Source organism: Corynebacterium sp. HMSC27B11 (assembly GCF_001815985.1).
In the GTDB taxonomy this organism is placed as follows: domain Bacteria; phylum Actinomycetota; class Actinomycetes; order Mycobacteriales; family Mycobacteriaceae; genus Corynebacterium.
Window position 1 is genome coordinate 1 of record NZ_KV823566.1, and the last position, 20194, is coordinate 20194.

Annotated in this window: 17 protein-coding genes; 11 read left to right on the top strand and 6 right to left on the bottom strand. The window is 68.2% G+C overall.

Annotated features, from left to right (window positions below; genetic code table 11):
• The first annotated feature begins 59 nt into the window (after positions 1-59).
• Positions 60-677: a GNAT family N-acetyltransferase gene (locus HMPREF3097_RS06905; protein WP_210398559.1), complete on the top strand. Its 618-nt coding sequence runs from the start codon at positions 60-62 to the stop codon at positions 675-677.
• A gap of 42 nt (positions 678-719) precedes the next feature.
• Here the strand turns inward: HMPREF3097_RS06905 and cydC are convergent, their stop codons facing one another.
• From cydC to HMPREF3097_RS06925, 4 genes are read right to left on the bottom strand one after another with little or no spacing between them, the layout of a single operon-like run.
• Positions 720-2390 carry a thiol reductant ABC exporter subunit CydC gene (gene cydC, locus HMPREF3097_RS06910; protein WP_070761664.1) on the bottom strand — a complete coding sequence of 557 codons (1671 nt, stop codon included), beginning with the start codon at positions 2388-2390 and terminating at the stop codon, positions 720-722.
• Entirely contained in the window at positions 2387-4090 is a 1704-nt protein-coding gene (locus HMPREF3097_RS06915) for an ABC transporter transmembrane domain-containing protein (protein WP_083317975.1), read from the bottom strand. The genes cydC and HMPREF3097_RS06915 overlap by 4 nt, the downstream gene beginning before the upstream one ends.
• Positions 4090-5055, bottom strand: coding sequence for a cytochrome d ubiquinol oxidase subunit II (gene cydB / locus HMPREF3097_RS06920; RefSeq protein ID WP_070758884.1), 966 nt, complete (start codon positions 5053-5055; stop codon positions 4090-4092). The genes HMPREF3097_RS06915 and cydB overlap by 1 nt, the downstream gene beginning before the upstream one ends.
• The gene (locus tag HMPREF3097_RS06925; protein ID WP_210398562.1) at positions 5052-6740 is read right to left on the bottom strand and encodes a cytochrome ubiquinol oxidase subunit I; all 1689 of its coding nucleotides are present in this window, start codon (positions 6738-6740) and stop codon (positions 5052-5054) included. The genes cydB and HMPREF3097_RS06925 overlap by 4 nt, the downstream gene beginning before the upstream one ends.
• Before the next feature lie 262 nt (positions 6741-7002).
• Here HMPREF3097_RS06925 and HMPREF3097_RS06930 point away from each other — a divergent pair, with 262 nt between their 5' ends.
• Entirely contained in the window at positions 7003-7566 is a 564-nt protein-coding gene (locus HMPREF3097_RS06930) for a hypothetical protein (RefSeq protein WP_070761666.1), read from the top strand.
• A gap of 121 nt (positions 7567-7687) precedes the next feature.
• Here HMPREF3097_RS06930 and HMPREF3097_RS06935 read toward each other — a convergent pair whose 3' ends face one another.
• Positions 7688-8488, bottom strand: coding sequence for a PaaI family thioesterase (locus HMPREF3097_RS06935; RefSeq protein ID WP_070761667.1), 801 nt, complete (start codon positions 8486-8488; stop codon positions 7688-7690).
• Positions 8489-8564: 76 nt separating this feature from the next.
• Between HMPREF3097_RS06935 and HMPREF3097_RS06940 the strand changes: the two genes are divergently transcribed.
• Positions 8565-9827: a glycosyltransferase 87 family protein gene (locus tag HMPREF3097_RS06940; protein WP_070761668.1), complete on the top strand. Its 1263-nt coding sequence runs from the start codon at positions 8565-8567 to the stop codon at positions 9825-9827.
• A complete protein-coding gene (locus HMPREF3097_RS06945) occupies positions 9772-10908 on the top strand; it encodes a GmrSD restriction endonuclease domain-containing protein (RefSeq protein ID WP_070761669.1) in 1137 nt (378 codons plus the stop codon). Before HMPREF3097_RS06940 ends, HMPREF3097_RS06945 begins: the two co-directional genes overlap by 56 nt.
• 72 nt (positions 10909-10980) lie before the next feature.
• Here HMPREF3097_RS06945 and HMPREF3097_RS06950 read toward each other — a convergent pair whose 3' ends face one another.
• Positions 10981-11973: an asparaginase gene (locus HMPREF3097_RS06950; RefSeq protein WP_070761670.1), complete on the bottom strand. Its 993-nt coding sequence runs from the start codon at positions 11971-11973 to the stop codon at positions 10981-10983.
• A 176-nt stretch (positions 11974-12149) separates the two neighbouring features.
• Here HMPREF3097_RS06950 and HMPREF3097_RS06955 point away from each other — a divergent pair, with 176 nt between their 5' ends.
• From HMPREF3097_RS06955 to HMPREF3097_RS06985, 7 genes are all read left to right on the top strand, one after another.
• On the top strand, positions 12150-12794 hold the full coding sequence (locus tag HMPREF3097_RS06955; RefSeq protein WP_246821321.1) for a CPBP family intramembrane glutamic endopeptidase: 645 nt from the start codon (positions 12150-12152) through the stop codon (positions 12792-12794).
• A gap of 93 nt (positions 12795-12887) precedes the next feature.
• Positions 12888-13598 carry an NUDIX hydrolase gene (locus HMPREF3097_RS06960; RefSeq protein ID WP_070761671.1) on the top strand — a complete coding sequence of 237 codons (711 nt, stop codon included), beginning with the start codon at positions 12888-12890 and terminating at the stop codon, positions 13596-13598.
• Positions 13599-13679: 81 nt separating this feature from the next.
• Positions 13680-14963 (top strand): quinolinate synthase NadA, encoded by a 1284-nt coding sequence (gene nadA / locus HMPREF3097_RS06965; RefSeq protein WP_070761672.1) that lies wholly within the window; start codon positions 13680-13682, stop codon positions 14961-14963.
• Complete coding sequence (locus HMPREF3097_RS06970) at positions 14963-16594, top strand: L-aspartate oxidase (protein ID WP_070761673.1); 1632 nt, start codon at positions 14963-14965, stop codon at positions 16592-16594. The genes nadA and HMPREF3097_RS06970 overlap by 1 nt, the downstream gene beginning before the upstream one ends.
• A gap of 101 nt (positions 16595-16695) precedes the next feature.
• Positions 16696-17556 (top strand): carboxylating nicotinate-nucleotide diphosphorylase, encoded by an 861-nt coding sequence (nadC, locus tag HMPREF3097_RS06975; protein WP_070761674.1) that lies wholly within the window; start codon positions 16696-16698, stop codon positions 17554-17556.
• Entirely contained in the window at positions 17556-18713 is a 1158-nt protein-coding gene (locus tag HMPREF3097_RS06980; protein WP_070761675.1) for a cysteine desulfurase family protein, read from the top strand. Before nadC ends, HMPREF3097_RS06980 begins: the two co-directional genes overlap by 1 nt.
• A 76-nt stretch (positions 18714-18789) precedes the next feature.
• Complete coding sequence (locus HMPREF3097_RS06985) at positions 18790-20148, top strand: MFS transporter (protein ID WP_070761676.1); 1359 nt, start codon at positions 18790-18792, stop codon at positions 20146-20148.
• Positions 20149-20194: the final 46 nt, after the last annotated feature.

Below are 20194 nucleotides of genomic sequence, written 5' to 3' on the forward strand. Positions count from 1 at the left end.
CCGTCCGCATCCCCTTTTGACCCTTAACCCCCGCCGGTGGGGGCTCCTAAGATATGGGCATGAGTTCTGAAGCACGCAGCACGAGCACAGACCCGCTCCTTCAAGCCCCGGCAGGCTTCCGCCTGCGCCGGGTGAGCCCGGCCGACATCCCCCAGATCCTGCAGCTCATCCAGGACCTCGCGGAGTATGAGGAGGAGCCGGACGCCGTCCACGCCACCGAGGAATCCCTCCACGAGCACCTCTTCGGGGAGAACCCTGCCGTGTTCGGGCACGTCGTTGAGGTGATCGGTGGGGGAGCCAAGGCCGCGGACGCTGCGGCCGGGGACGTCGCGAATAGCAGCGGCGCCGAGAATGGGGACGTCGCGCCGGGCGAGCACCCACGTCTGGCCGGCATGGCGCTGTGGTTCCTCAACTTCTCCACCTGGGAATGCACCCACGGCATCTACCTGGAGGACCTCTACGTCCGCCCCGAATACCGGAAGAACGGGCTCGGGAAACTACTGCTCCAGCAGCTCGCGCACCTGTGCGTGGCCCGCGGCTACCAGCGCATGGAGTGGTCCGTGCTGAAGTGGAACGAGCCCAGCATCCAGTTCTATAAGTCCTTCGGCGCCTACCCCATGTCCGGGTGGGACACCTACCGGCTGGACGGCGACGCGCTGCGGGGCTTCGGCTCTTAATTTTGCGCAGCGCAGCTCGGATCGCCGTGGTGCGCTGCCATATCAGCGGGGGTGCGTGACCATGATGATGGTCCGCTCGACGCGCGCCCCCGGCAGTTCGCCACGGGGAGCAGCCCAGGATTCGGCGCTGATTTCCGCCGCGTTCTCCGGCTTTATCTCTTCCGACCAGGCTCCTTCGGGCACAATCTCCTCCGAGCCAGCGGCGTGAGCATCCGCGTCCTCCTGGAAACCAAGCAGGCGCAACACTTCCGTGGAGCCCGCGTCATCGAGGTGTTCCGTCGGCTCGTCCAGCAGCAGGATAGGCGCGTCGGTGAGCAGCGCGCGGGCCAGAATCACCCGACGGCGCTGACCCCCAGAGAGGTCCTCCGCGCCCCGCGCCAGCACCGTATCTAGCCCCCGCGGGAGGCCCCGAACCCACACGCTCAAGCCCAGCTGATCCAGCACCTCCCACATCGCTTCCTCGCTGGCGTTCGGCGCCCCCACCGCGAGGTTGTCCCGCACGGTCGTGGCAAAAATATGCTCCTCCTCGGCGATGAAGCGCGCACCGGGCGCCGAATACGTCCCACCGCGGGCGGGCAGCAGCCCTGCCAGCGTCATCAGCAGGGTCGTTTTCCCAGTTCCCGACGCCGCGACGACGACGCCACGCCCACCAGCGGGGACGTCCAGGTTGTAGGTGCCGAGGTCGCTGCCCCAGCCCACCGTCAGGCGGTCGGCGCGTACCGCCGAGGGGGTGGGGAAGGATCCATCCGCAGCCTCGGCATCAGCTGCCGCGGGCTCGTCCTGGGCCTTGGTCTCCGCCTCCTCGGCCCCCGGGATGGCGTGCAGGCGTGACAGGGAATGCTCGGCCCGGACCCGAGTGCGGGCAGCCTCCGGGAGGGTGGATACCGCCTCGAAGGCGGCGAGTGGGAAGAGTGCGACGACGACCAGCCACTGCGGCGAATGCGCCGCCGCGCCGGAACCAGCCCAACCCGTGTACTCCAGAGCGGCGAGTGCTGAGATGGCCGCCGTGGTCAGCGCGCTGGTGAGATTCAGCAGGCCGGAAGCCCCGGCTGCCCAACCCAGGCCGCGGCGCCGCTGGGACCGAAGCTCGGCTTCGGCGCTCTCAGCCATGGCCAGGGCACCCGCGAGCTGGCCACGCACCCGCAGCGTCGGAGCAGAAGACAACGCATGGTCCACTGCCGCGACATAGTCCTCATTAGCCTCCGCGACGAGGGAGGACCGTTCCGCGCGCGCTGCCAAGCGGGGCACGAGCACCCCCGCCACCAGCAGGCCGATGACCAGGATGAATGCCGCGAGCGGGGTGAGGATGGCCAGGAACACAACGGCGACGAGGCTCGTGATGGCCGCGACCCACCGCGGAATCGTGGTGCGGACGATGCGCTCGGTCAGGGCATCGACGTCCTCCCCGATACGGGCGAGCAAAGCTCCGCGACCAAGGCCCATGACCTGCGCAGATGGTGCTGCAGCGAGGCGGGCGTAGACGTCCACGCGCACCGCGGCGGCTCGGTCCAACGCAACATCATGGCTGGCCAGACGGTCGAGATAACGGAAGAGGGCGCGGGAAATTCCGAGCGCGCGCACCGCCGTGATCGCCACGGTCAGATCCATCACGCTCGGCTGCTGCCAGGCGCGCGCGATCAACCACGCGGAGACCACCGAGAGGGCGATGGCGGACAACAGTGTGCTGACTCCAGCGATAATGGCGCGGGTCATCGGCCGTTCCCCCCTTCGTTTACCTCGGTGGATGGTGCGGACGCGGCGCTCGTCCCGCGCACCTCGATGACCCGGTCCGCCGCCGCGATCAGCAGCGGGTCGTGGGAGGCCACCAGGACTGTGGCGCCACCCTCCGCCCCGGCGCGAAGCTTGCCAATCATGAGGTCCGCGTTCGCCGAATCCAGGTGGGCTGTTGGCTCGTCGAGAATCAGCAGCTGCTTGCCGGGCACCTGCTCGGCGAAGGCGCGGCGCTGGCGCTGGCCCAGCGAGAGCTGCGAAGTATCGCCGACCGCGGCCTCATCCAGCACCGGGCGCTGCGGCAGGTAGGCGGAGCGTTGCCACAATGTCTGACCTGCCCATACAGCTGGTTCGACGTTGCGGTCGCCACTGCGGTCCTCGCCACTGCTGCTCGACTCGTGGGCATCCTGTGGGGCACCCGTGGCAGCCGGGGTGGCAGCAACTTCTTCGACGCGGGCACTGCCCGTTCCGGCGGTGAGTCCCAACGCCGCGAGCAGGGCGGTGGACTTCCCGGCGCCGTTATCGCCCCGCAGCACCGTGATCTGACCGGGCTCTGCCTGGCCGCTCAGCCCCGCCGGTCGGGCACCATCCCTCCCGGGTGCCGAGTAGTTCTCGAAGACCACCCGCAGCCCCTGGGGTGCCGCGGCTGGGGGAGCCTGCGCTGCGCTTGCGTCCTTATCTGCTGGGACACTCGCACCGTCGAGGGCGCCCAGCACCGCGTTCGCGGCGGCCGCCCCGTCTTGCGCATCGTGGAAGCGAGAGCCAACCTCCCGGATCGGGGCGTAGACCTCCGGCACGATTATGAGCACCGCCAGCCCCGCGGCCAGGCTCATCTCCCCGCCCAGCAGCCGGAAACCGATATTCACCGCCACCAGCGCCACCGAGAGGGTGGCCAGGAACTCCAGCACCATGCCGGAAAGAAAGGCGATGCGCAGCACCCCCATCGTCGAGCGCTGGTGGGAACGCGCGAGGCGCTCCACCTCAGAGGTCGGGGCCAGCTGCTGACCATGGGCGGTGAGCGTGGGCAGCCCCGCCGCCAGGTCCAAGAGCTGATCGCTCAGCAGCGCCATGTCCGCCAGCTTGCGCTCGGTGCGGCCCGCCGTGAGCAGGCCCACCAGCCACATGAAAAATGGGATCAGCGGAATCGTGACTGCCGCGATGAGCGCAGAGGAACGGTCCTGGAACCAGATGGCGGCCAGCGCGATCGGCGTCGATAAGAAGGTGGCGACCGCCGCGGGCAGGAAACCTGTCAGGTACGGGCGGAAGGCATCCAGGCCACTGGTCAGCAGGCTGCGGAACTGGGCGACGTCCACGGTCCGCGGGTCCCGGTGGGTCAGCGCGGCCAGACCGCGACGCCGCAGCTCCGCGAGCACCGTATCCGCCGCAGAATCGCCCAGCCGGGACTGTGCCCACGCCACGAGAGCCCGCAACACGGCCGTCACCAGGAGCCAAGCCAAGAGCGCCAGGTCCAGGCGCTGGGCGTACTGGCCAATACCGCCGGGCTGCACCTCTCCCGCTACCGGCGCCACCTGACCCAGCGGCGCCTCGCCACCCAGTACCCCAGCGACGAGGTGGCCGAGCAGCAAGCCAGCGGCGATGCTCAAGCCCACCCCGGTCACCGAAAGCGCCGCGCTCAGCAGCACCCAGCGCCGCGCCGGGGCCGAAACCCGCAAAAGCTGCATTAGAGATGCACCGGCTCCGCCACGATCCGACGCCGGAAAATCCAGTAGGTGTACCCCTGATAGGCCAGCACGAACGGGGTCACGATCACCGCGGCCCAGGTCATGACCTTCAGGGTGTAGGGATTGGATGCGGCCTGCCAAATATCCAGGTCAGTCCACAGCATCGGGAACATCGCCCCGAAGCCCAGCACCACCACGGACACGATCGCCAGGGCGGTGGCGGTGAACGCCCAACCATCCCGCTGCGCGACCGTCGCAGCCACCGCGCCGAGCAGCCCCACGACCGCGAGTACCAGCGGCACCCAGGTCCACGCCTTGCCGTAGCCGAGCTGGGTCCACAGCGCGAATACGCCGCCGAACACGATCGAGCCGATCGCCAGCGGGGCGATGAAGCGTTGCGCCTCCTCGCGCAGCACACCTGCGGTCTTGAGCCGGATGAAGGTCAGCCCGTGCAGCGCGAAGACGCACACCAGCGCCGCCGCGCCCACCAGCGCATAAGGGTGGAATAGCGGGTAAACGTGGGCGGCGTTCTCCGGGATGCCGCTCACCAGGTTGGCCACTGCCACGCCCCACACGATCGGCGAGATCCAGGAGCCGGCGATGATCCCGGCATCACACCAGGCACGCCACTTCGCGGAGTTGACCTTCGTACGCCACTCCAGGCCCACGATGCGCACAATCAGCCCCAGCAGGATGAGGAACAGCGGCAGGTAGAAGCCGCTAAACATGTCCGCATACCAGGCGGGGAACGCGGCGAAGAGCGCACCACCGGCGGTGATGAGCCAGACCTCGTTGCCGTCCCAGACGGGCCCGATGGTGCGGATCATGGCGCTACGGCGGGCCTCGTCGCGCCCCAGGAAGGGCAGGAGCAGCCCCACGCCGAAGCCGAATCCCTCCAGCATGAAGTAGCCCGCGAAGAGGAAAACGATGAGGCCAAACCACAGGGTAGGCAGATCGATGCTCATGATTCCTTCCCTTCCGCGCCGCGCGCGAAGCTTACCGTTCCCGCAGGCTGCAGCTGCTTCTCTTCGTCATCTTCCGTAGTTTCGGATGCCACCGCCTCCGGGCCGGATTCGGCCGGCGGACCGTTGAGAACCACGCGGCGGATCAGCCAGAACCACACCACCGCGAGGATGCCGTAGATCAGGGTGAAGCCCACCAGGGTCACGATGACCACCCACGGCTCATGCCCGGAGACCCCGTGATCGACCAGCATGCGGATCGATTCGGTGCGCGGATCGCCCACCGATTCCGGGTTCGGGTGGATCACCCACGGCTGGCGGCCCATCTCGGTGAAGATCCAGCCTGCGGAATTTGCGAGGAAGGGGAAGGGGATGGCGGCCAGGCAGCCCCAGGAGAAGATGGTCGCCCACTTGCCCTTCGGCAGGCGGCCCTTGCGGGTGAACAGCCAGGCGAAGAAGGCCAAGGCGAGGGAGCCCACCATCAGCCCGATCATGGCGCGGAAGGACCAGTAGGTCACGAAGAGGTTCGGGGAGTAGTTCCCCGGCCCGTACAGCGCCTCCGCCTTCTCCTGCAGATCCATCACACCCTGCAGGGTTACGCCTGAAAGCTTGCCCTCCGCGAGAAAAGGCAGCACGAACGGCGCCTTGAGCACGTGAATGACCGATTCGCAGTTATTGTGCGTTCCGATCGTGAGGATCGAGAATGACGGGTCGGTTTCCGTGTGGCACAGGGACTCGGCCGAGGCCATCTTCATTGGCTGCTGATCGAACATCAGCTTGGCTTGAATATCGCCGGTGATGAACAGTCCGATCGAGGACAGGATGGTGGTCCACAGGCCCACCTTCATCGCCGGACGGTGTATGCTGTGCCGGTCGTCGTCGCTGGTTGCGGCAGTTTTTTCGGACGACGACGCTGCTGCCTTGGACGGTGCGGTGTCTGTCGCTGCCGTGTCGATTCCCGACGCCGACGCTTCGGCTGCCGGGGCGTTGTCCAGGGCCGCGCCATCGTGGGTTGCGGTGGCAGCCTTCGCCTTGGCCCGAGCGTCCTTAATCAACCACCAACCAGACACACCGAGGACGAACGTGCCCGCGGTGAGGAAGGAACCAGCCACAGCGTGGGGGAAGGCCGCCAGCGCGGTGGGGTTGGTCAACAGCGCGACGATGTCCGTGAGCTCCGCGCGCCCGGTCTCGGGGTTGAACTCCGCGCCCACCGGGTGCTGCATGAAGGAGTTCGCGACGATGATGAAGTACGCCGAGAGATTGACCGCCAATGCCACCGCCCAGATGGCGAGCGTGTGCAGCCAGGTGGGGATCCGCCCCCAACCGAAGATCCAGATGCCTAAGAAGACGGACTCCATGAAGAAGGCGACCAGCCCCTCGAGGGCGAGTGGGCCGCCGAAGACGTCCCCGACCATCCGCGAGTATTCAGACCAGTTCATTCCGAACTGGAACTCCTGGACGATGCCCGTGGCCACGCCCATCGCGAAGTTCACGAGCAGAACCACGCCGAAGAAGCGGGTGGCGCGATACCAATGGGGCTTCTTCGTGACAGCCCAGAAAGTTTGCATGAGCGCCACGAGTGGTGCCAGCCCAATGGTCAGCGGGACGAAAATAAAGTGATAAACCGTGGTGATGCCGAATTGCCAGCGGGACAAGGCGACGGTGTCTAAGCCGCCGGCCGTATCCATGCCGGCGGCAAGGAGAGAAAACTCCATTGACGCCTCCGACGTATTTCCGGCACCCTTCGGCGCCGGCCTAGGTGAGTGGTGTAGCCGGTGGTGAGGCCGCATTGGGCCTACAGGCGGCTGTATGTGAGTGGTCGGAGGGGCGGGCGGATTAGTTCCCGTGAGGATAATAAGGACTTCCTGCTAAACCTGTGCCCGGCTGATCGAGATCAGCCCAGCCGGTAAAGTTGGGCACCGCACAATATAAGGACAAAGGATTGATGGCATGACCTACCCCAATAACAACGAAGGCCAGTACAACCAGGGCTACGGCCAGCATGGCTACGGCCAGGGTTATGGCCAGCAGGGTTATGGCGAGGGCTACGGCCAGGAGCAGTACAACCAGGGCTACTACGAGGCCCAGCCTTCGCAAGAGGGCCTGATCGCGGGCCGTTTCCAGACGAAGAAGGTGGTCAGCAACCTGGTGCTGCTCGCGCTGCTCGGCGCGGTCGTGACCTTCGCCGTCGTCTTCCTCGTCGACCTGCTGGTCGCCCAAATCGCGGGCTACAGCGCCGGTGGCGTGTCCTCCGCCGTGCTCGCGGCCGTCGTCGCCGGCCTGATCGGCATCGGCGCGGGTCTGTTGTACATCCCGGTCTCCGGGACGGGCAATGAGCACCTCTTCGGCATCGCCGTGATCGCGCTCGCGGTGGTGGCCGCGGTGCTGTGGGTGCTGCTCGGCGGGCTGCTGGACGGGGACTGGGCGACCCTGGTGACGCTCGCGGGCATCGTCTGTACCGCCACGATCGCCTACGCCACCCCGAGCCGCATCGAGTCCGCCGCCATCTACTAACCGGCGAGGAGCGGTTAAGGCGCGCAGCGGGCATAGCTAGCGCGAAAGCCGCCGACCACTGGTTTTCACCGTGGTCGGCGGCTTTTTATGTGCCTCAGGGAGGGGCCGGGGTGGCCGGACCCTAGTCCAGGAACTTCTCCGCCACGCCCAGCTCCAGCAGCTCCTCGCGGGTCGCAGCCTCGCGGTCCAGCACCTCGCGGACCACCATGCGCATCTGCTCATCCGGCTGCGGGATGCGGCGCTGGCGGCTCATCAGGGAGGTCAGCACGCTCGGCTGCTCCTTGAAGCAGTGCCACAGCACCGCGTTGGCCAGGGACTCCAGCACCAGGCCGCGGGCCTCGGTGGCGTGCTTCGGCTCCGGGGCGCGCCTGAGGTGGGCAAGCTTGCCCGAACGGCGCGGACGGACGTGCAAATCCTGCTGGCCAATGCCGGCCACGGAGCCGTCCTTGTTGTAGATCACCGAGGTATAAGGGACGTTGCAGTAACCGTCCTCGGCGACGACCTCCTTCATCCAGGCGAGCAGCTCGTCGGTGACCTCGACGTCGAGGTAGGCGCCGCGACGTCCCGGGGAGAGGTACTGGAAGGTGCCGGTGCGGGTCCAGGCCTCGTAGTCCGAACCCAGGCGGCCCATGACCAGCGTGCCGAAGAGTACGTCCGTCATGGAAAACAGCGTGCCGCCGAAGCCCGCGCCGTGCATATTGCGGTTCCACCAGCGCAGGTTCAGCTCCAGGCGGCCGGCGGACCAGTCATCCGCGATGTGCGTGATGCGCACGCCCGCGCCCAGCAGCGGGGGCCACAGGTTGAACAGTCGCCGTGCCAGGCTGGGGTTCTCGAAGCCTTCGCGCAGCACCTTTTGCGGCAGCTTGAGCTTTTGGAAGGGCTTGCCCGCGGCGCCCGTGATCGTCTTGACTGCTGAATTCATAAAATTCATGTTCCCATAAGTGGGCGGGGCTTGCTGACACACCGCGGGTTTTCCTCGGGCTGCTAAGGTTTTTCGCATGTCAAAACCAGATTTCGCCCGGGCGCAGCATCTGCTCGGACCTATCGTGCTGGTCGTGGGGCTGATCGTCGGTGCGGTCGGCATCACCGCTGGCGTCCAGCACGCGCTCTCCGCGTACCTGCTGGATGTGGGCGTGTTTCGCGATGCCGGGCAAGCCTTCATCGACGGCGAGAACCTCTACGTGGGCTTCGACACCCGTTCCGGATTCCGCTTCATCTACCCGCCCTTCGCCGCCCTGCTTTTCGCCCCGCTGACCTGGGTGGGGGAGCAGACCATGGAGGTCCTCTGGACGCTGGCCAGCGTGGCAGCACTCTTCGGCATCATCGCGATGGCGGTGCGGTGGTTGCAGCGTAGCGGGCTTGGCCTGCCGGGGCCGATGGATAACCGCTACTTCTGGGCCTGGTCCATTGGGCTTACCGGCCTTGCCACCTGCTTCGAGCCGGTGCGGGCCCACCTGAACTACGGCCAGATCAACGTCTTTCTGATCCTGCTGGTCGCCGCGGACGTGTTTGGTTTCACGCCGCGACGCGTCCGGGGCCTGGGGATCGGTATCGCCGCGGGCATCAAGATCACCCCGGCGGCCTATGCGCTGATCTTCCTGGTGCGCAAGGACTTCGCTTCCGTCGCCCGCTCCGCCGGGTTCTTCCTGCTCACCGCGGTCATCGGGTGGATCCTGCGCCCCGAGGCCTCCCGCTACTTCTGGACGACCGAGTTCGTGAACGAGGAGCGGGGCGGTGCGCCGCCGTATCCGCCGAATCAGTCGCTAACCGGGCTGATCGCCCGCCTGGGGGTCGACGGGGACACCGCGCTGGCGATCATGAAGCCGGGCTTCGTCATCATCGCCGCGCTTAGCCTGTGGGGCGCCTGGCGCTTCGAGCGCACCGGCCGCCGCGTGCACGCCCTGATCCTGGTGATCCTGGGGGTGTGCCTGGCCGGGCCGCTGGCTGTCACGCACCACTGGATCGGCATCGTGCTGGTCTTCCCGCTGGTGTTCTGCACCCGCTCACAGGCGGTCCGCATCGCCGCGTTGCTGGTGATCGTGGCCAACTACCTGGGACTGCACGACCTGTACCCGGATCAGGAGACCTACGCCTTCGAACCGGGCCTGTGGCTGTTGGGTAATTCCCAGGGCTGGACCGGCCTGATTCTATTCTGTGTTCTATTAATTCACGCCTGGAAGACCGAACCTGTCGGCGGCGTGGGCTATGCTGCCAGTCATGAAGAAAACCAGCCCTCACCAGCGGTGGAAGACGCCCGCTAGGGCGCTCCGCCCAGTACTGGCAGTCTTGGGTGCCACCGGACTGCTTTTCGCCACTGCGTGCGAGCTCGAAACCGAAGAGCCCGCCGGCGAGAGTTCGGCTGCCACCAGTGCGGCGAGCGATACGGCCGAATCCTCCCCAGCACCACAGGAGAAGGCAGCAGCCGCCGCCGACGCGTCCCCGGCCCCGGAGGAGAAGAAACCGGAGGATACGGACGCGGTGCGGATCGTCCGCGGCAAACTCGACGAGCTGGCCGTCAAGGGGCGCGCGCCGAAGACCGGCTACGAGCGCTCCCAGTTCGGCCAGCGGTGGAAGGACATCGACCGCAACGGCTGCGACCAGCGCAATGACGTCCTGGCCCGCGACATGACGATGGTCTCGGCACCGAAGGGCTGCAAGGTGCTCGCTGGCCAACTCAAGGAGCCGTATACCGGGCAGGTCATGAACTTCCAGCGCGGGCCGCAAACCTCCAACGAGGTTCACATCGACCACGTGGTGGCGCTCTCGGATGCCTGGCAGAAGGGCGCCCAGCAGCTCAGTCCGGAGCGCCGCGAGGCCTTCGCCAATGACCACCGCAACCTCTTGGCCGTTCAGGGGAAGGCGAATATTCAGAAGGGGGACGGCGACGCCGCGACCTGGCTGCCGAAGAATAAGGGTTTCCGCTGCCAGTACGTCGCCATCCAGGTGAACGTGAAGCACGCCTACCAGCTGTGGGTCACCGCTGCGGAGAAGGATGCCATCAACCGGGTGCTCGACGGCTGCGGCCCGGGCTCCATCAACCTCGCCGGGGACGGCACCGGCACCGGCCCGCACGCCATCGACGGCCTGCTGCGACCTGGGGCAGCCCAGCTCCCGCCGCCGCAGCCAGCCCAGCCGGCTCCGCCGAAGCCGCGACCGGCTCCGGCCCAGCCAGCCCCCGCACCGCTGGCCCCAGCGCCGGTGGCCCCTGCACAGTCGGGTGGCGCGGTGTACTACAAGAATTGTGCTGCGGCCCGGGCGGCCGGGGCCGCCCCGATCTACGCTGGTCAGCCCGGTTATCGCCCGGGCTTGGATGGTGACAAGGACGGCGTGGCCTGCGAATAGGCCAGCGAGGCCGAATGGGGGTAGACCCCGCTCGGTGTTGGGCTCCGGTGCAGCCCCGCTGCCGCGGGCTGCCTAGGCGCCGAAGCGGGCGAAGCCCTCGCGCAGCTGCTCGGTATCAGCGCCCGCTGCCAGCAGCACGTGCGCCAGCAGCCGGGCCTTCCGGGCCGTGAGCGCACCGGCCAGGATGAAGCCGCGCTCCAATAGGTCGGCCTCGGAGCCCGCGTAGCCATAGGTGCGGGTCAGGGTCCGCCCCGCTCCCGTGCGCGAAGCCACGATCACCGGGGTTCCCTCCTTGAGCACCTTTTCCAGAGCGTCGGCGGCAGGCACCGCCAGGTGCCCCACGCCCGAGCCGCTGGCCACGATTGCCCGCGGGCTCATCTGCACCAATGCCGCGACCCACTCGCCGTCCTCGGCCACCGCGCTCTCCACGATCGGGATACGCACCGGCTCGTCCGCCGGGGCGGGCAGGGCGGCCTCGCGCCGGGCGGGCCGGAACTGCAGGTGCAGCTCGCGCTCGAAGATCCGTCCCAGCGGGCCCCAGCCGGGGGACTGGAAGGTGGACAGCGCGGTGGCGTCCGTCTTCGCGACGGTGCGGGCGGCGTGGACGGTGTCGTCCAGAACAACTAGGACGCCGAGGCCGCGGGCGTCCGGGCTGGCGGCGGCGAGGACGGCGGACATGAGATTCGCCGGGCCGTCGGAACTCAACAGGTTCGGCGACCGCATCGCGCCGGTGAGCACGATCGGTTCCTCCCGGCCCCACATCAGGTCGAGCAGGAAGGCGGTCTCCTCGAGGGTGTCGGTGCCGTGGGTGAGGACGACGCCCGCGGCGCCAGCGTCCACGGCCTCTTCCGCGTAGCGCAGCGCGGCGAGGATATCCGACATCGTGATCGCCGGGGAGGCGACGTTGTTGATGGTCTTCGCGCTGATCCGGGCGACGTCCTGCAGGTCGGGGACGGCGGCGATCAGGTCCTCGGCCCCGAGCTGGGGGTTGACGGGCGAGGTGGAGCTTTGGGAGCTCATGGCGATGGTGCCGCCGAGGGCGCCGACGGAAATCTGGGGAAGCATGCTCTCACTTTAAGCATTCCGGGCGGCCGGTGAACAGCGCGCCCGCGGTGGATAGCTAGTGCGCGTGCGGGGAGGGTGGCGTGTGGCGAGGGCGGGGCTAGTAAGCGGCGAATGCGCGGAGTAAGCGCCTGAACGGCGTGCGGGGCGTGGCCACCCGCCCCGGTAGCATCTGGCGCATGGAGAATAAGCCTGTGGCGCTGCGCCTCGCCATCATCCTGATCCCGGCCGTGCTGGGTGCCGCCAGCCTGTTCTGGGTCTCTTCCTCGCCCGCTGGTTCGGCCAGCTTCTACCTGGCCACCGCCGTGGCCTTCCTGGTGTGGCTTAGCGCGTGGCTGGGTTTCGGCGACCGCCGCTGTTTTAGCCCGCGCGCCGGCTCCACGGCCGCCCGCGAGCTCGGGGTCGGCGTGGGTCTGGGCGTGGTGCTGCTCGGGATCTTCCTGCTGGGTGCCTTGGTGACCCGCAGTATTCCGGTGCTGGCGGAGCCGGTCGCGGGGCTGATGGACAACATGCGGGTGGACGCGCTGTGGGCCACGGTGCTGACCTTGGTGCTCAACGGGGTGGGGGAGGAGCTCTTCTTCCGCGACGTCGCCCGCCGAACCCTGGATTCCCTCGCGAGCCCCGCCGCCTCCCTCGGCCTGCAGGTGGCGCTCTATGTGCTGGTCACGGTGGCGATGGGGGTTCCGCTGCTGCTGGTCGGCTCACTATGTATCGGCTTGTTTACCGCGCTGCTCGCCCGCCGGTACGGCAATATCCTCGCCGCGACGGCGCTGCACCTTTCCTGGAGCACCGGCATGGCCTTTCTGCTCCCGCTGTTCTTCTAGCACCCCGACCCGGCCATTCGCCTTGACCGGGGGTGAGCTGCACCATATTCTTACTTAGTGTCAATATGACATTAAGTAGTGAGGAGGCCCGGCATGAGGCGCTGGACCGGCCTAAACGTCGCCGAAAGGCGGCAACTCGGCCCCACGGTGGCGGTGTCCACGGTGGCTTTCGCCATCGACCCACCACACGTGGAGGGCATCAGCCCCGCGCTGTGGGTGCCACTCGTGCGCCGCATCCGACCACCCTTCGAGGGCGCCTGGGCGCTGCCCGGTGGACCCACCGAATGGAATAAAACCCTCACCGAAACCGCACTGGAGAACCTCGTCGCCGCCGCCCAGGCGGAGCCGAACTACCTGGAACAGCTCTACGCCTTCGGATCGGTGGAACGCTCCGCCGAGGCGCAGCGCACCGTGACCATCGCCTACTGGGCACAGTTCCGAGACAGCGACTTCCAGCAGCAGTGTCGTCCAGAACAACAGAACATCGCCTGGTTCCGCACCGATGACCTCCCACCCCTGGCCTTCGACCACGCGGAAATCATCGCCGCGGGCATCGACCGGCTGCGAAGAAGGACCGAAAAAGCCCTCGTCGCGCACCGTTTCCTGGAGGACTCCTTCACCATCGCCGAACTACGGCAGGTCCAGGAGGTCATCCTCGGCAAGAAGCTCGACCCGGCCAACTTCCGTCGCCAGGTCCTCGCCAGCGGGGACGTCGAGGAAACCGGGAAACACCAGGAAGGCACCAAACACCGACCAGCGAAGTACTACCGCTTCGTCCCCGAATCCGACCGGCCGGAACTGTAGAAACCGACAACCGGCGACACGACTAGCCCACCACTCAACCCGCCTGCCTACACCGGCAGCCACCACAGAAAGCACAAGACTATGAGCTCCGTAACAAACCTCATCCTCAAGGCCGCCGACGCCGAGTCCAGCACCTGCGACTCCCAGCTGCCCGCCGAGCCCTGGGAGGTCGACCAGAACTCCTCCTACGGGCCGGGCGCTTCCCACGGCGATGACTTCCCGACCGCCGCACCCCGCCAGGGCGTGCTGCCGGAGCGCTACACCACCGCCACCCCGGACGAGCTGGACGCCATGATCACCACCGCCCGCGAGACCCTCGGCGACCGGGTGAAGATCCTAGGCCACTTCTACCAGCGCGACGAGATCGTGAAGTTCGCGGACTTCGTGGGTGACTCCTTCAACCTCGCCCAGGCGGCGAAGGCCCACCCGGAGGCCGAGGCCTTCGTCTTCTGTGGCGTGCACTTCATGGCGGAGACCGCGGACATCCTCTCCCAGGACAACCAGGCCGTGATCCTGCCGAACCTCTCCGCGGGCTGCTCCATGGCCGATATGGCCAACATCAGCCAGGTCGAGGCCTGCTGGGAGGAACTCAGCGAGGTGCTGGGTACAAACGGGGACGTTGCTGCTGACGGTGCCGTCGCCGACAAGGCACCGCTGATCCCGGTGACCTACATGAACTCCGCCGCGGACATTAAGGCCTTCTGCGGCCGCAACGGCGGGATCGTCTGCACCTCCTCGAACGCCCGCACCGTCCTGGACTGGGTTTTCGAGCGCGGCGAGCGGGTCGTCTTCCTGCCGGACCAGCACCTGGGCCGCAACACCGCCCGTGCGATGGGCATCCCGGACGAGCAGATCATCATGTGGCACCCGCACCTGCCGCTGGGCGGCAACACCGCCGAGGAGATCCGGGCGGCGAAGGTGATCCTGTGGAACGGCTTCTGCTCCGTGCACAAGCGCTTCACCGTCGCGCAGATCGAGAAGGCGCGCGCTGAGTTCCCGGGCGTGCGCGTCGTCGTCCACCCCGAGTGCCCGGCGCCGGTCGTCGACGCCGCGGACGTCTCCGGTTCCACCGAGGTCATCCGCCGCGAGGTGGAGGCTTCCAAGCCGGGCGATGTGATCGCCATCGGCACCGAGATCAACATGGTCAACCGCCTGGCCCAGCAGTACCCGGACCGCACCATCTTCTGCCTGGACCCGGTGGTCTGCCCGTGCTCCACGATGTACCGCATCCACCCGGCCTACCTGGCCTATGCGCTGGAGTCCCTGGTGGACGGCAAGGTGGTCAACCAGATCACCGTGGACGAGTCCGTCGCCGAGCACGCCGAGGTCGCCCTCGAGCGCATGCTGGCCGCGAAGCCTCACTGATGCCGCAGGTCAACGTCCTAGGCTCCGGGGTGGCCGGCATGGTCGCCGCGCTCACCGCGGTCGCTGCCGGCGCAGAGGTAGCCCTGATCTATCCGGGTGGCAGCATCGCCGCCAGCCGGGGAGCCACGCAGCTCGCGCAGGGCGGGATCGCCGCCGCGATCGACCCTGCCGATAGCGTGGCCGCGCACGTGGCGGACACCCTGGCCGCGGGGGCGGGGCTGGTCGCGCCGGGCACCGAGGAGGCCCGGGCGGTCGAGTTCCTGGCCGCGGAAGGCGCGGTGGCGGTGCGCCGCCTGCTCGCGGCCGGTTTCCCCGCCGACCTGCTCCCGGATGGCACGCCTGCGCTCGCGCTGGAGGCGGCGCACAGCGCGGAGCGGATCATCCACGCGTGGGGTGACCGCACCGGGGCGGCCCTGCACACCTTCCTCGCGGAAAAGGTCGCAGAGAAGGTTGAGCAGAAGGCGGGCGAGCACAGTGGTGGCTCGCAGGGTGGTGGGATCACCCAGCACCCCGGCTGCGAACTGGCCGAACTGCTTCTCACGGATGGCGTGGTTACCGGCGCCCGGTTGCGCCGCGCGGGCGACACGGTAGACCTCCGTGCGGATGCGACCATCGTCGCGACCGGCGGATACAGCGGCATCTTCCCGCGCGCCACCAGCGGTGGGGTGTGCACGGGTGCCGGGATCCTCGCGGCGGCCCGCGCCGGGGCGGTGTTGGCGGATATGGAGTTCGTCCAGTTCCACCCCACCGTCCTGGCGGGCACCAACTTTCTCATCTCCGAGGCGGTGCGCGGGGCCGGGGGAGTGCTGCTCGACGATGCGGGCCAGCGCTTCCTGAAGAACGTCGACCCGCGCGCGGAGCTCGCGCCCCGCGACGTCGTCGCCACCGGGGTGTGCCGCGCCCTGCACGAACACACCGAGAACGTGTGGCTGGATGCCCGCCACATCCCGCAGCTGACCGAGGAGTTCCCGGGCATCACCGCGATGCTCGCCTCGCAGGGCATCGACTGGCGCCACGAGCTCGTTCCGGTCGCCCCGGCCGCGCACTACTGCATGGGCGGAATCGCCACCGACCTGCACGGACGCACCAGCGTTCCCGGTCTCTACGCAGCTGGTGAGGCCGCCCGGACCGGCGTGCACGGGGCGAACCGTCTGGCGTCGAACTCCCTTTTGGAGGCGCTGGTCTTCGCCGCCGCAGCTGGCAAGGACGCCGCCGCGCAGACCCCCGGCGACCGGGGACAGCAACCCACGGGCCTGGCCACCGCGACCGCCGAGGGCCGCGTGCTGGACGTCGAACTGACGCTGCCGGAAGGCACCGGGCTGGGCGGGACGCCTGCCGCAGACGTCACGGAATCGAACGCCGCTCTGCAAAACGCCGCGATGCTGGACGACGCTGCGCGGGACGCCGTGGGCGAGGGGCTGGACGTCGAAAGAACCGGCGAGGGCATCCGGCAGGCCCGGCAGCGGCTCGCGGAGACCCCCGGTGCCATCGCAACCGTCGCGCAACTTGTGGCCACCGCGGCGGAGGCCCGGACCGAATCCCGGGGAGCCCACCGCCGCCGCGATTATCCCCACACAGATCCGGGCCAGGCCAGCTCCCGTTTCCTGCGGGCCGTCCCCGCCGGAACGTGACGCCCAGGAAAGCACCCTGACCAGCTAACACAACGCAGCGACAAGCCCCACGACAACAAGCCCCACGACAACAAGACCCGTAGAAGAACCCGAAAGGCCCCATGCTCACCCAAGACACCATCACCACCGCCGTCCGCGCCGCCCTCGCCGAGGACGCCCCGTGGGGAGACATCACCTCCGAGGCGACCATCCCCGCCGACGCCCGCCTCCGCACCGCGCTGACCGCCCGCGAGGACGGGGTCTTCGCCGGCGGTCCGGTCGTCCGCGCCGCCTTCGAGCTCACCGACCCGGCGATCACCGTGACCGAGCTGGCCGCCGAGGGCACCCGCTTCACCGCGGGGCAAAAGCTCGCGGTCATCGAGGGCCCGGCCCGCGGCGTGCTCACCGCCGAGCGCATCGCCCTGAACTTCGCGCAGCGCATGTGCGCGATCGCCACCCTGACCGCCCGCTACGTCGACGCCGTCGCAGGCACGAATGCCCGCATCGTCGACACCCGGAAAACCACCCCTGGCCTGCGGGCCTTCGAGAAGCACTCCGTGCGCGTCGGCGGTGGCCACAACCACCGCTACGGGCTCTCGGACGCCGTGATGGTCAAGGACAATCACCTCGCCGCACTCACCGCGAGCCTCGGGGAGGGCTCGATCACCGAGGCCCTGCGCGTCGTGCGCAGCCGGGTCGGCCACACCACCCACATCGAGGTGGAGGTCGACCGCATGGACCAGATCGAGCCAGTCCTGGCCGCCGGGGTGGACAGCATCATGCTGGATAACTTCGGCCCCGCCGAGCTCGCAGAGGCCGTGGCCCTGATCGACGGCCGCGCTGCCACCGAGGCCAGCGGCAACGTCAGCCTGGAGACGGTCGCGGAGCTCGCGGCCACCGGCGTGGACGTCATCTCCGTCGGCAAGCTCACCCACTCCGCGGGCTCCCTCGACCTGGGTCTCGACGCTCTGGATCCGGCCTAATGGCCCGCTACCTCGACGCCGCCGCCACCGCACCGCTCCACCCGGCCGCCCGGGAGGCGATGAACCGGGTGTGGGACGCCGGTCCGGGTAATGCCGCCAGCGTGCACAGCGCCGGGCACCGCGCGGACCGGGAGCTCGACCACGCCCGCACTACGGTGGCGCGGGCGTTCGGCGTCCCCACAGACGGCGTGATCTTCACCGCCGGCGGGACGGAGGCGAATAACCTCGGCATCATCGGACGCGCGCTCGCCAATCCGCGCGGGCGCCGGGTCGTGACCACGAAGGCCGAGCACTCCTCTGTGCTGGCCAGCGTGGACTACCTGCGACGCATCCACGGCTTCACCGTGGACTACCTGCCCGTCGACGCATCGGGACGCGTGCTCGATACCGCCGCCCGGGAGTTCCTCACCGCGGATACCACGCTGGTCGCCGTGGGCCTGGCCAATGCGGAGGTCGGCAGCGTGAGCAGCATCGAAAACCTCAGCTCCACCGCCCGCGAGCTGGGGATTTCCCTTCACATCGACGCCGTCCAGGCCGCCGCCGGCCTGCCGGTGCGCTTCGCGGACGGGGGCTGGCCCGGTGCCGGGATAACCAGCGCGGCGGTGGCCTCCCATAAATTCGGCGGACCGCAGGGCATGGGCGCCCTACTCCTGCCCAGGGATATCGCCTTAGAGCCCGTCATCCACGGCGGGGAGCAGGAAAATGGGCGGCGCGCGGGCACCAGCAATATTGCCGGGGCCGCGGGTTTCGCCGCCGCCGTCGCCGCCACCCGTGCGGTGATCGGCACCCGCGCCGTGGAACTCATGGCCTCCCGTGACGCGCTGATCGAGGCCGTGCTCGCGGACGTGCCGGGTGCTGCGCTGACCGGGCACCCCACCGAGCGGCTGCCGAACCACGCCTCCTTCGTTGTTGATGGCGTCAGCGGTGAGTCCCTGCTGGTGGCATTGGATACTGCAGGCTTCGCGGTGAGCTCTGGGTCGGCCTGCCGTGCGGGCCAGTCCGAGCCCTCCCCGGTTCTGCTGGCGATGGGCTATAGCCCGGAGTTGGCGCAATCCGCGCTGCGTTTCACTCTGCCTTCACCCCTGAAGGAGGCAGAGATCGAACAGATTATTCGAATCTTAAGGGCTGAAATTCTTTCTGTCCGCCCCAATGGCTAGGTTTATTCCCAGTTCAATGGATACGTAGTTTCACGCCCCCTGACCGGCGGGGCTACGCAGAATTTAAGGATTATTGATGGATCTGCGCCAACTCATCGATAACACCCGGATGTCCGGTTATCAGTGGCTCATCATCGCGGTCGCCGCCTTCGTCAACGCCCTGGACGGCTATGACCTGGTCGCGATGGCTTTTTCCGCCAATGCGGTCACTAAAGAGTTCGATCTCAGCGGCGCCACCCTCGGCTGGCTGCTGGCCTCCGCGCTGATCGGCGTGGGGGTGGGTGCGGTGGCGCTGGCCCCGCTGGCCGACCGCTTCGGCCGGAAGCGCCTGATCGTGATCTCCCTGCTGATTACCCTGGCCGGGCTCATTGCCACCGGTTTCAGCAGTAGTGTGACGGAGCTGTTCGTGTACCGCGTGATCACCGGCATCGGGGTGGGCGGCGTGCTCGCCTGCGTGACCGTGCTGACCTCCGAGTTCTCCAACCTGCGCTTCCGCGGCCTGGCGATGGCGATCTACGCCGCGGGCTACGGCCTGGGTGCCTCCCTGTGTGGCACGATTGCCTCCACCCTCATCCCGGATCATGGTTGGCGTGTCGTGTTTTTCGCTGGCGCGGTGCTGACGACGGTCGCGCTGCTCGCCGTGCTCTTCTTCGTTCCGGAGACCCCGGAGACCCTCGCCGCCCGCGGGGACGACGCCGCCCTCCAGCGTCTGGCCCGGCGCATGGGCAAGGTGCCGGCTGGCGCGGAGGATCAGCAGCGGGTGGCTGTCGCAGTCCCCTCGGCTGCAGAGCGGGGCCGTGCCCGCGACCTGCTGGGCCCGGAGCTGCTGCGCAACACCCTGCTGCTGTGGCTGGGCTTCGCGCTGGTGAACTTCGGCTTTAACTTCGCGAATCAGTGGACCCCAAAACTGCTCACCGAGGTGGGGCTGAGCGAGCAGCTCAGCACGCTGGGCGGGATCATGCTCGCCCTGGGCGGAACGGTGGGCTCCGTGCTCTTCGGCGTGCTGACCACCCGACTGAGCACCCGCACCACACTGGTGATCTTCTCCCTCATGGCCGGCTGGATCCTGATTGCCTTCATCCTCAGCACAGGCTTCCCGGTGCTCATGCTGGCGTTGGGCGTGGCCGTGGGCATGCTGCTCAACGGCTGCGTGACCGGCATGTACACGATCACCCCGCAGTCCTACCCCTTCCACCTGCGCAGCACCGGCGTGGGCATGGCGCTGGGCGTGGGGCGCATCGGTGCGATCATGGGCCCGCTCGTCGTCGGCTACCTGGTGGACTCGGGGTGGTCGCCGCTGGCGCTCTACGTTGGCGCTGCCGTGGTCATGCTGCTCGTAGCCGTGGCCATCGGCGCTGTGCAGGGACCGGCCACGGTGGTCGCGGGACGGCCGGGCTCTGTGAGCACCGACCGGGCGAGCAGCGACCGGGACTAGGATCCCGCCGGCGAACCGGCGCGCGTGTCTGCGGCGCCGACTAGCC

What these genes read in the sequence shown, in the direction of transcription:
- HMPREF3097_RS06905 (WP_210398559.1), top strand. Translation starts at nt 60, where the DNA reads ATGAGTTCTGAAGCACGCAGCACGAGCACAGACCCGCTCCTTCAAGCC.
- HMPREF3097_RS06980 (WP_070761675.1), top strand. Translation starts at nt 17,556, where the DNA reads ATGGCCCGCTACCTCGACGCCGCCGCCACCGCACCGCTCCACCCGGCC.
- HMPREF3097_RS06930 (WP_070761666.1), top strand. Translation starts at nt 7,003, where the DNA reads ATGACCTACCCCAATAACAACGAAGGCCAGTACAACCAGGGCTACGGC.
- HMPREF3097_RS06950 (WP_070761670.1), bottom strand. Translation starts at nt 11,973, where the DNA reads ATGCTTCCCCAGATTTCCGTCGGCGCCCTCGGCGGCACCATCGCCATG.
- HMPREF3097_RS06955 (WP_246821321.1), top strand. Translation starts at nt 12,150, where the DNA reads ATGGAGAATAAGCCTGTGGCGCTGCGCCTCGCCATCATCCTGATCCCG.
- cydB (WP_070758884.1), bottom strand. Translation starts at nt 5,055, where the DNA reads ATGAGCATCGATCTGCCTACCCTGTGGTTTGGCCTCATCGTTTTCCTC.
- HMPREF3097_RS06935 (WP_070761667.1), bottom strand. Translation starts at nt 8,488, where the DNA reads ATGAATTCAGCAGTCAAGACGATCACGGGCGCCGCGGGCAAGCCCTTC.
- nadA (WP_070761672.1), top strand. Translation starts at nt 13,680, where the DNA reads ATGAGCTCCGTAACAAACCTCATCCTCAAGGCCGCCGACGCCGAGTCC.
- HMPREF3097_RS06985 (WP_070761676.1), top strand. Translation starts at nt 18,790, where the DNA reads ATGGATCTGCGCCAACTCATCGATAACACCCGGATGTCCGGTTATCAG.
- HMPREF3097_RS06960 (WP_070761671.1), top strand. Translation starts at nt 12,888, where the DNA reads ATGAGGCGCTGGACCGGCCTAAACGTCGCCGAAAGGCGGCAACTCGGC.
- HMPREF3097_RS06915 (WP_083317975.1), bottom strand. Translation starts at nt 4,090, where the DNA reads ATGCAGCTTTTGCGGGTTTCGGCCCCGGCGCGGCGCTGGGTGCTGCTG.
- cydC (WP_070761664.1), bottom strand. Translation starts at nt 2,390, where the DNA reads ATGACCCGCGCCATTATCGCTGGAGTCAGCACACTGTTGTCCGCCATC.
- HMPREF3097_RS06940 (WP_070761668.1), top strand. Translation starts at nt 8,565, where the DNA reads ATGTCAAAACCAGATTTCGCCCGGGCGCAGCATCTGCTCGGACCTATC.
- nadC (WP_070761674.1), top strand. Translation starts at nt 16,696, where the DNA reads ATGCTCACCCAAGACACCATCACCACCGCCGTCCGCGCCGCCCTCGCC.
- HMPREF3097_RS06970 (WP_070761673.1), top strand. Translation starts at nt 14,963, where the DNA reads ATGCCGCAGGTCAACGTCCTAGGCTCCGGGGTGGCCGGCATGGTCGCC.
- HMPREF3097_RS06945 (WP_070761669.1), top strand. Translation starts at nt 9,772, where the DNA reads ATGCTGCCAGTCATGAAGAAAACCAGCCCTCACCAGCGGTGGAAGACG.
- HMPREF3097_RS06925 (WP_210398562.1), bottom strand. Translation starts at nt 6,740, where the DNA reads ATGGATACGGCCGGCGGCTTAGACACCGTCGCCTTGTCCCGCTGGCAA.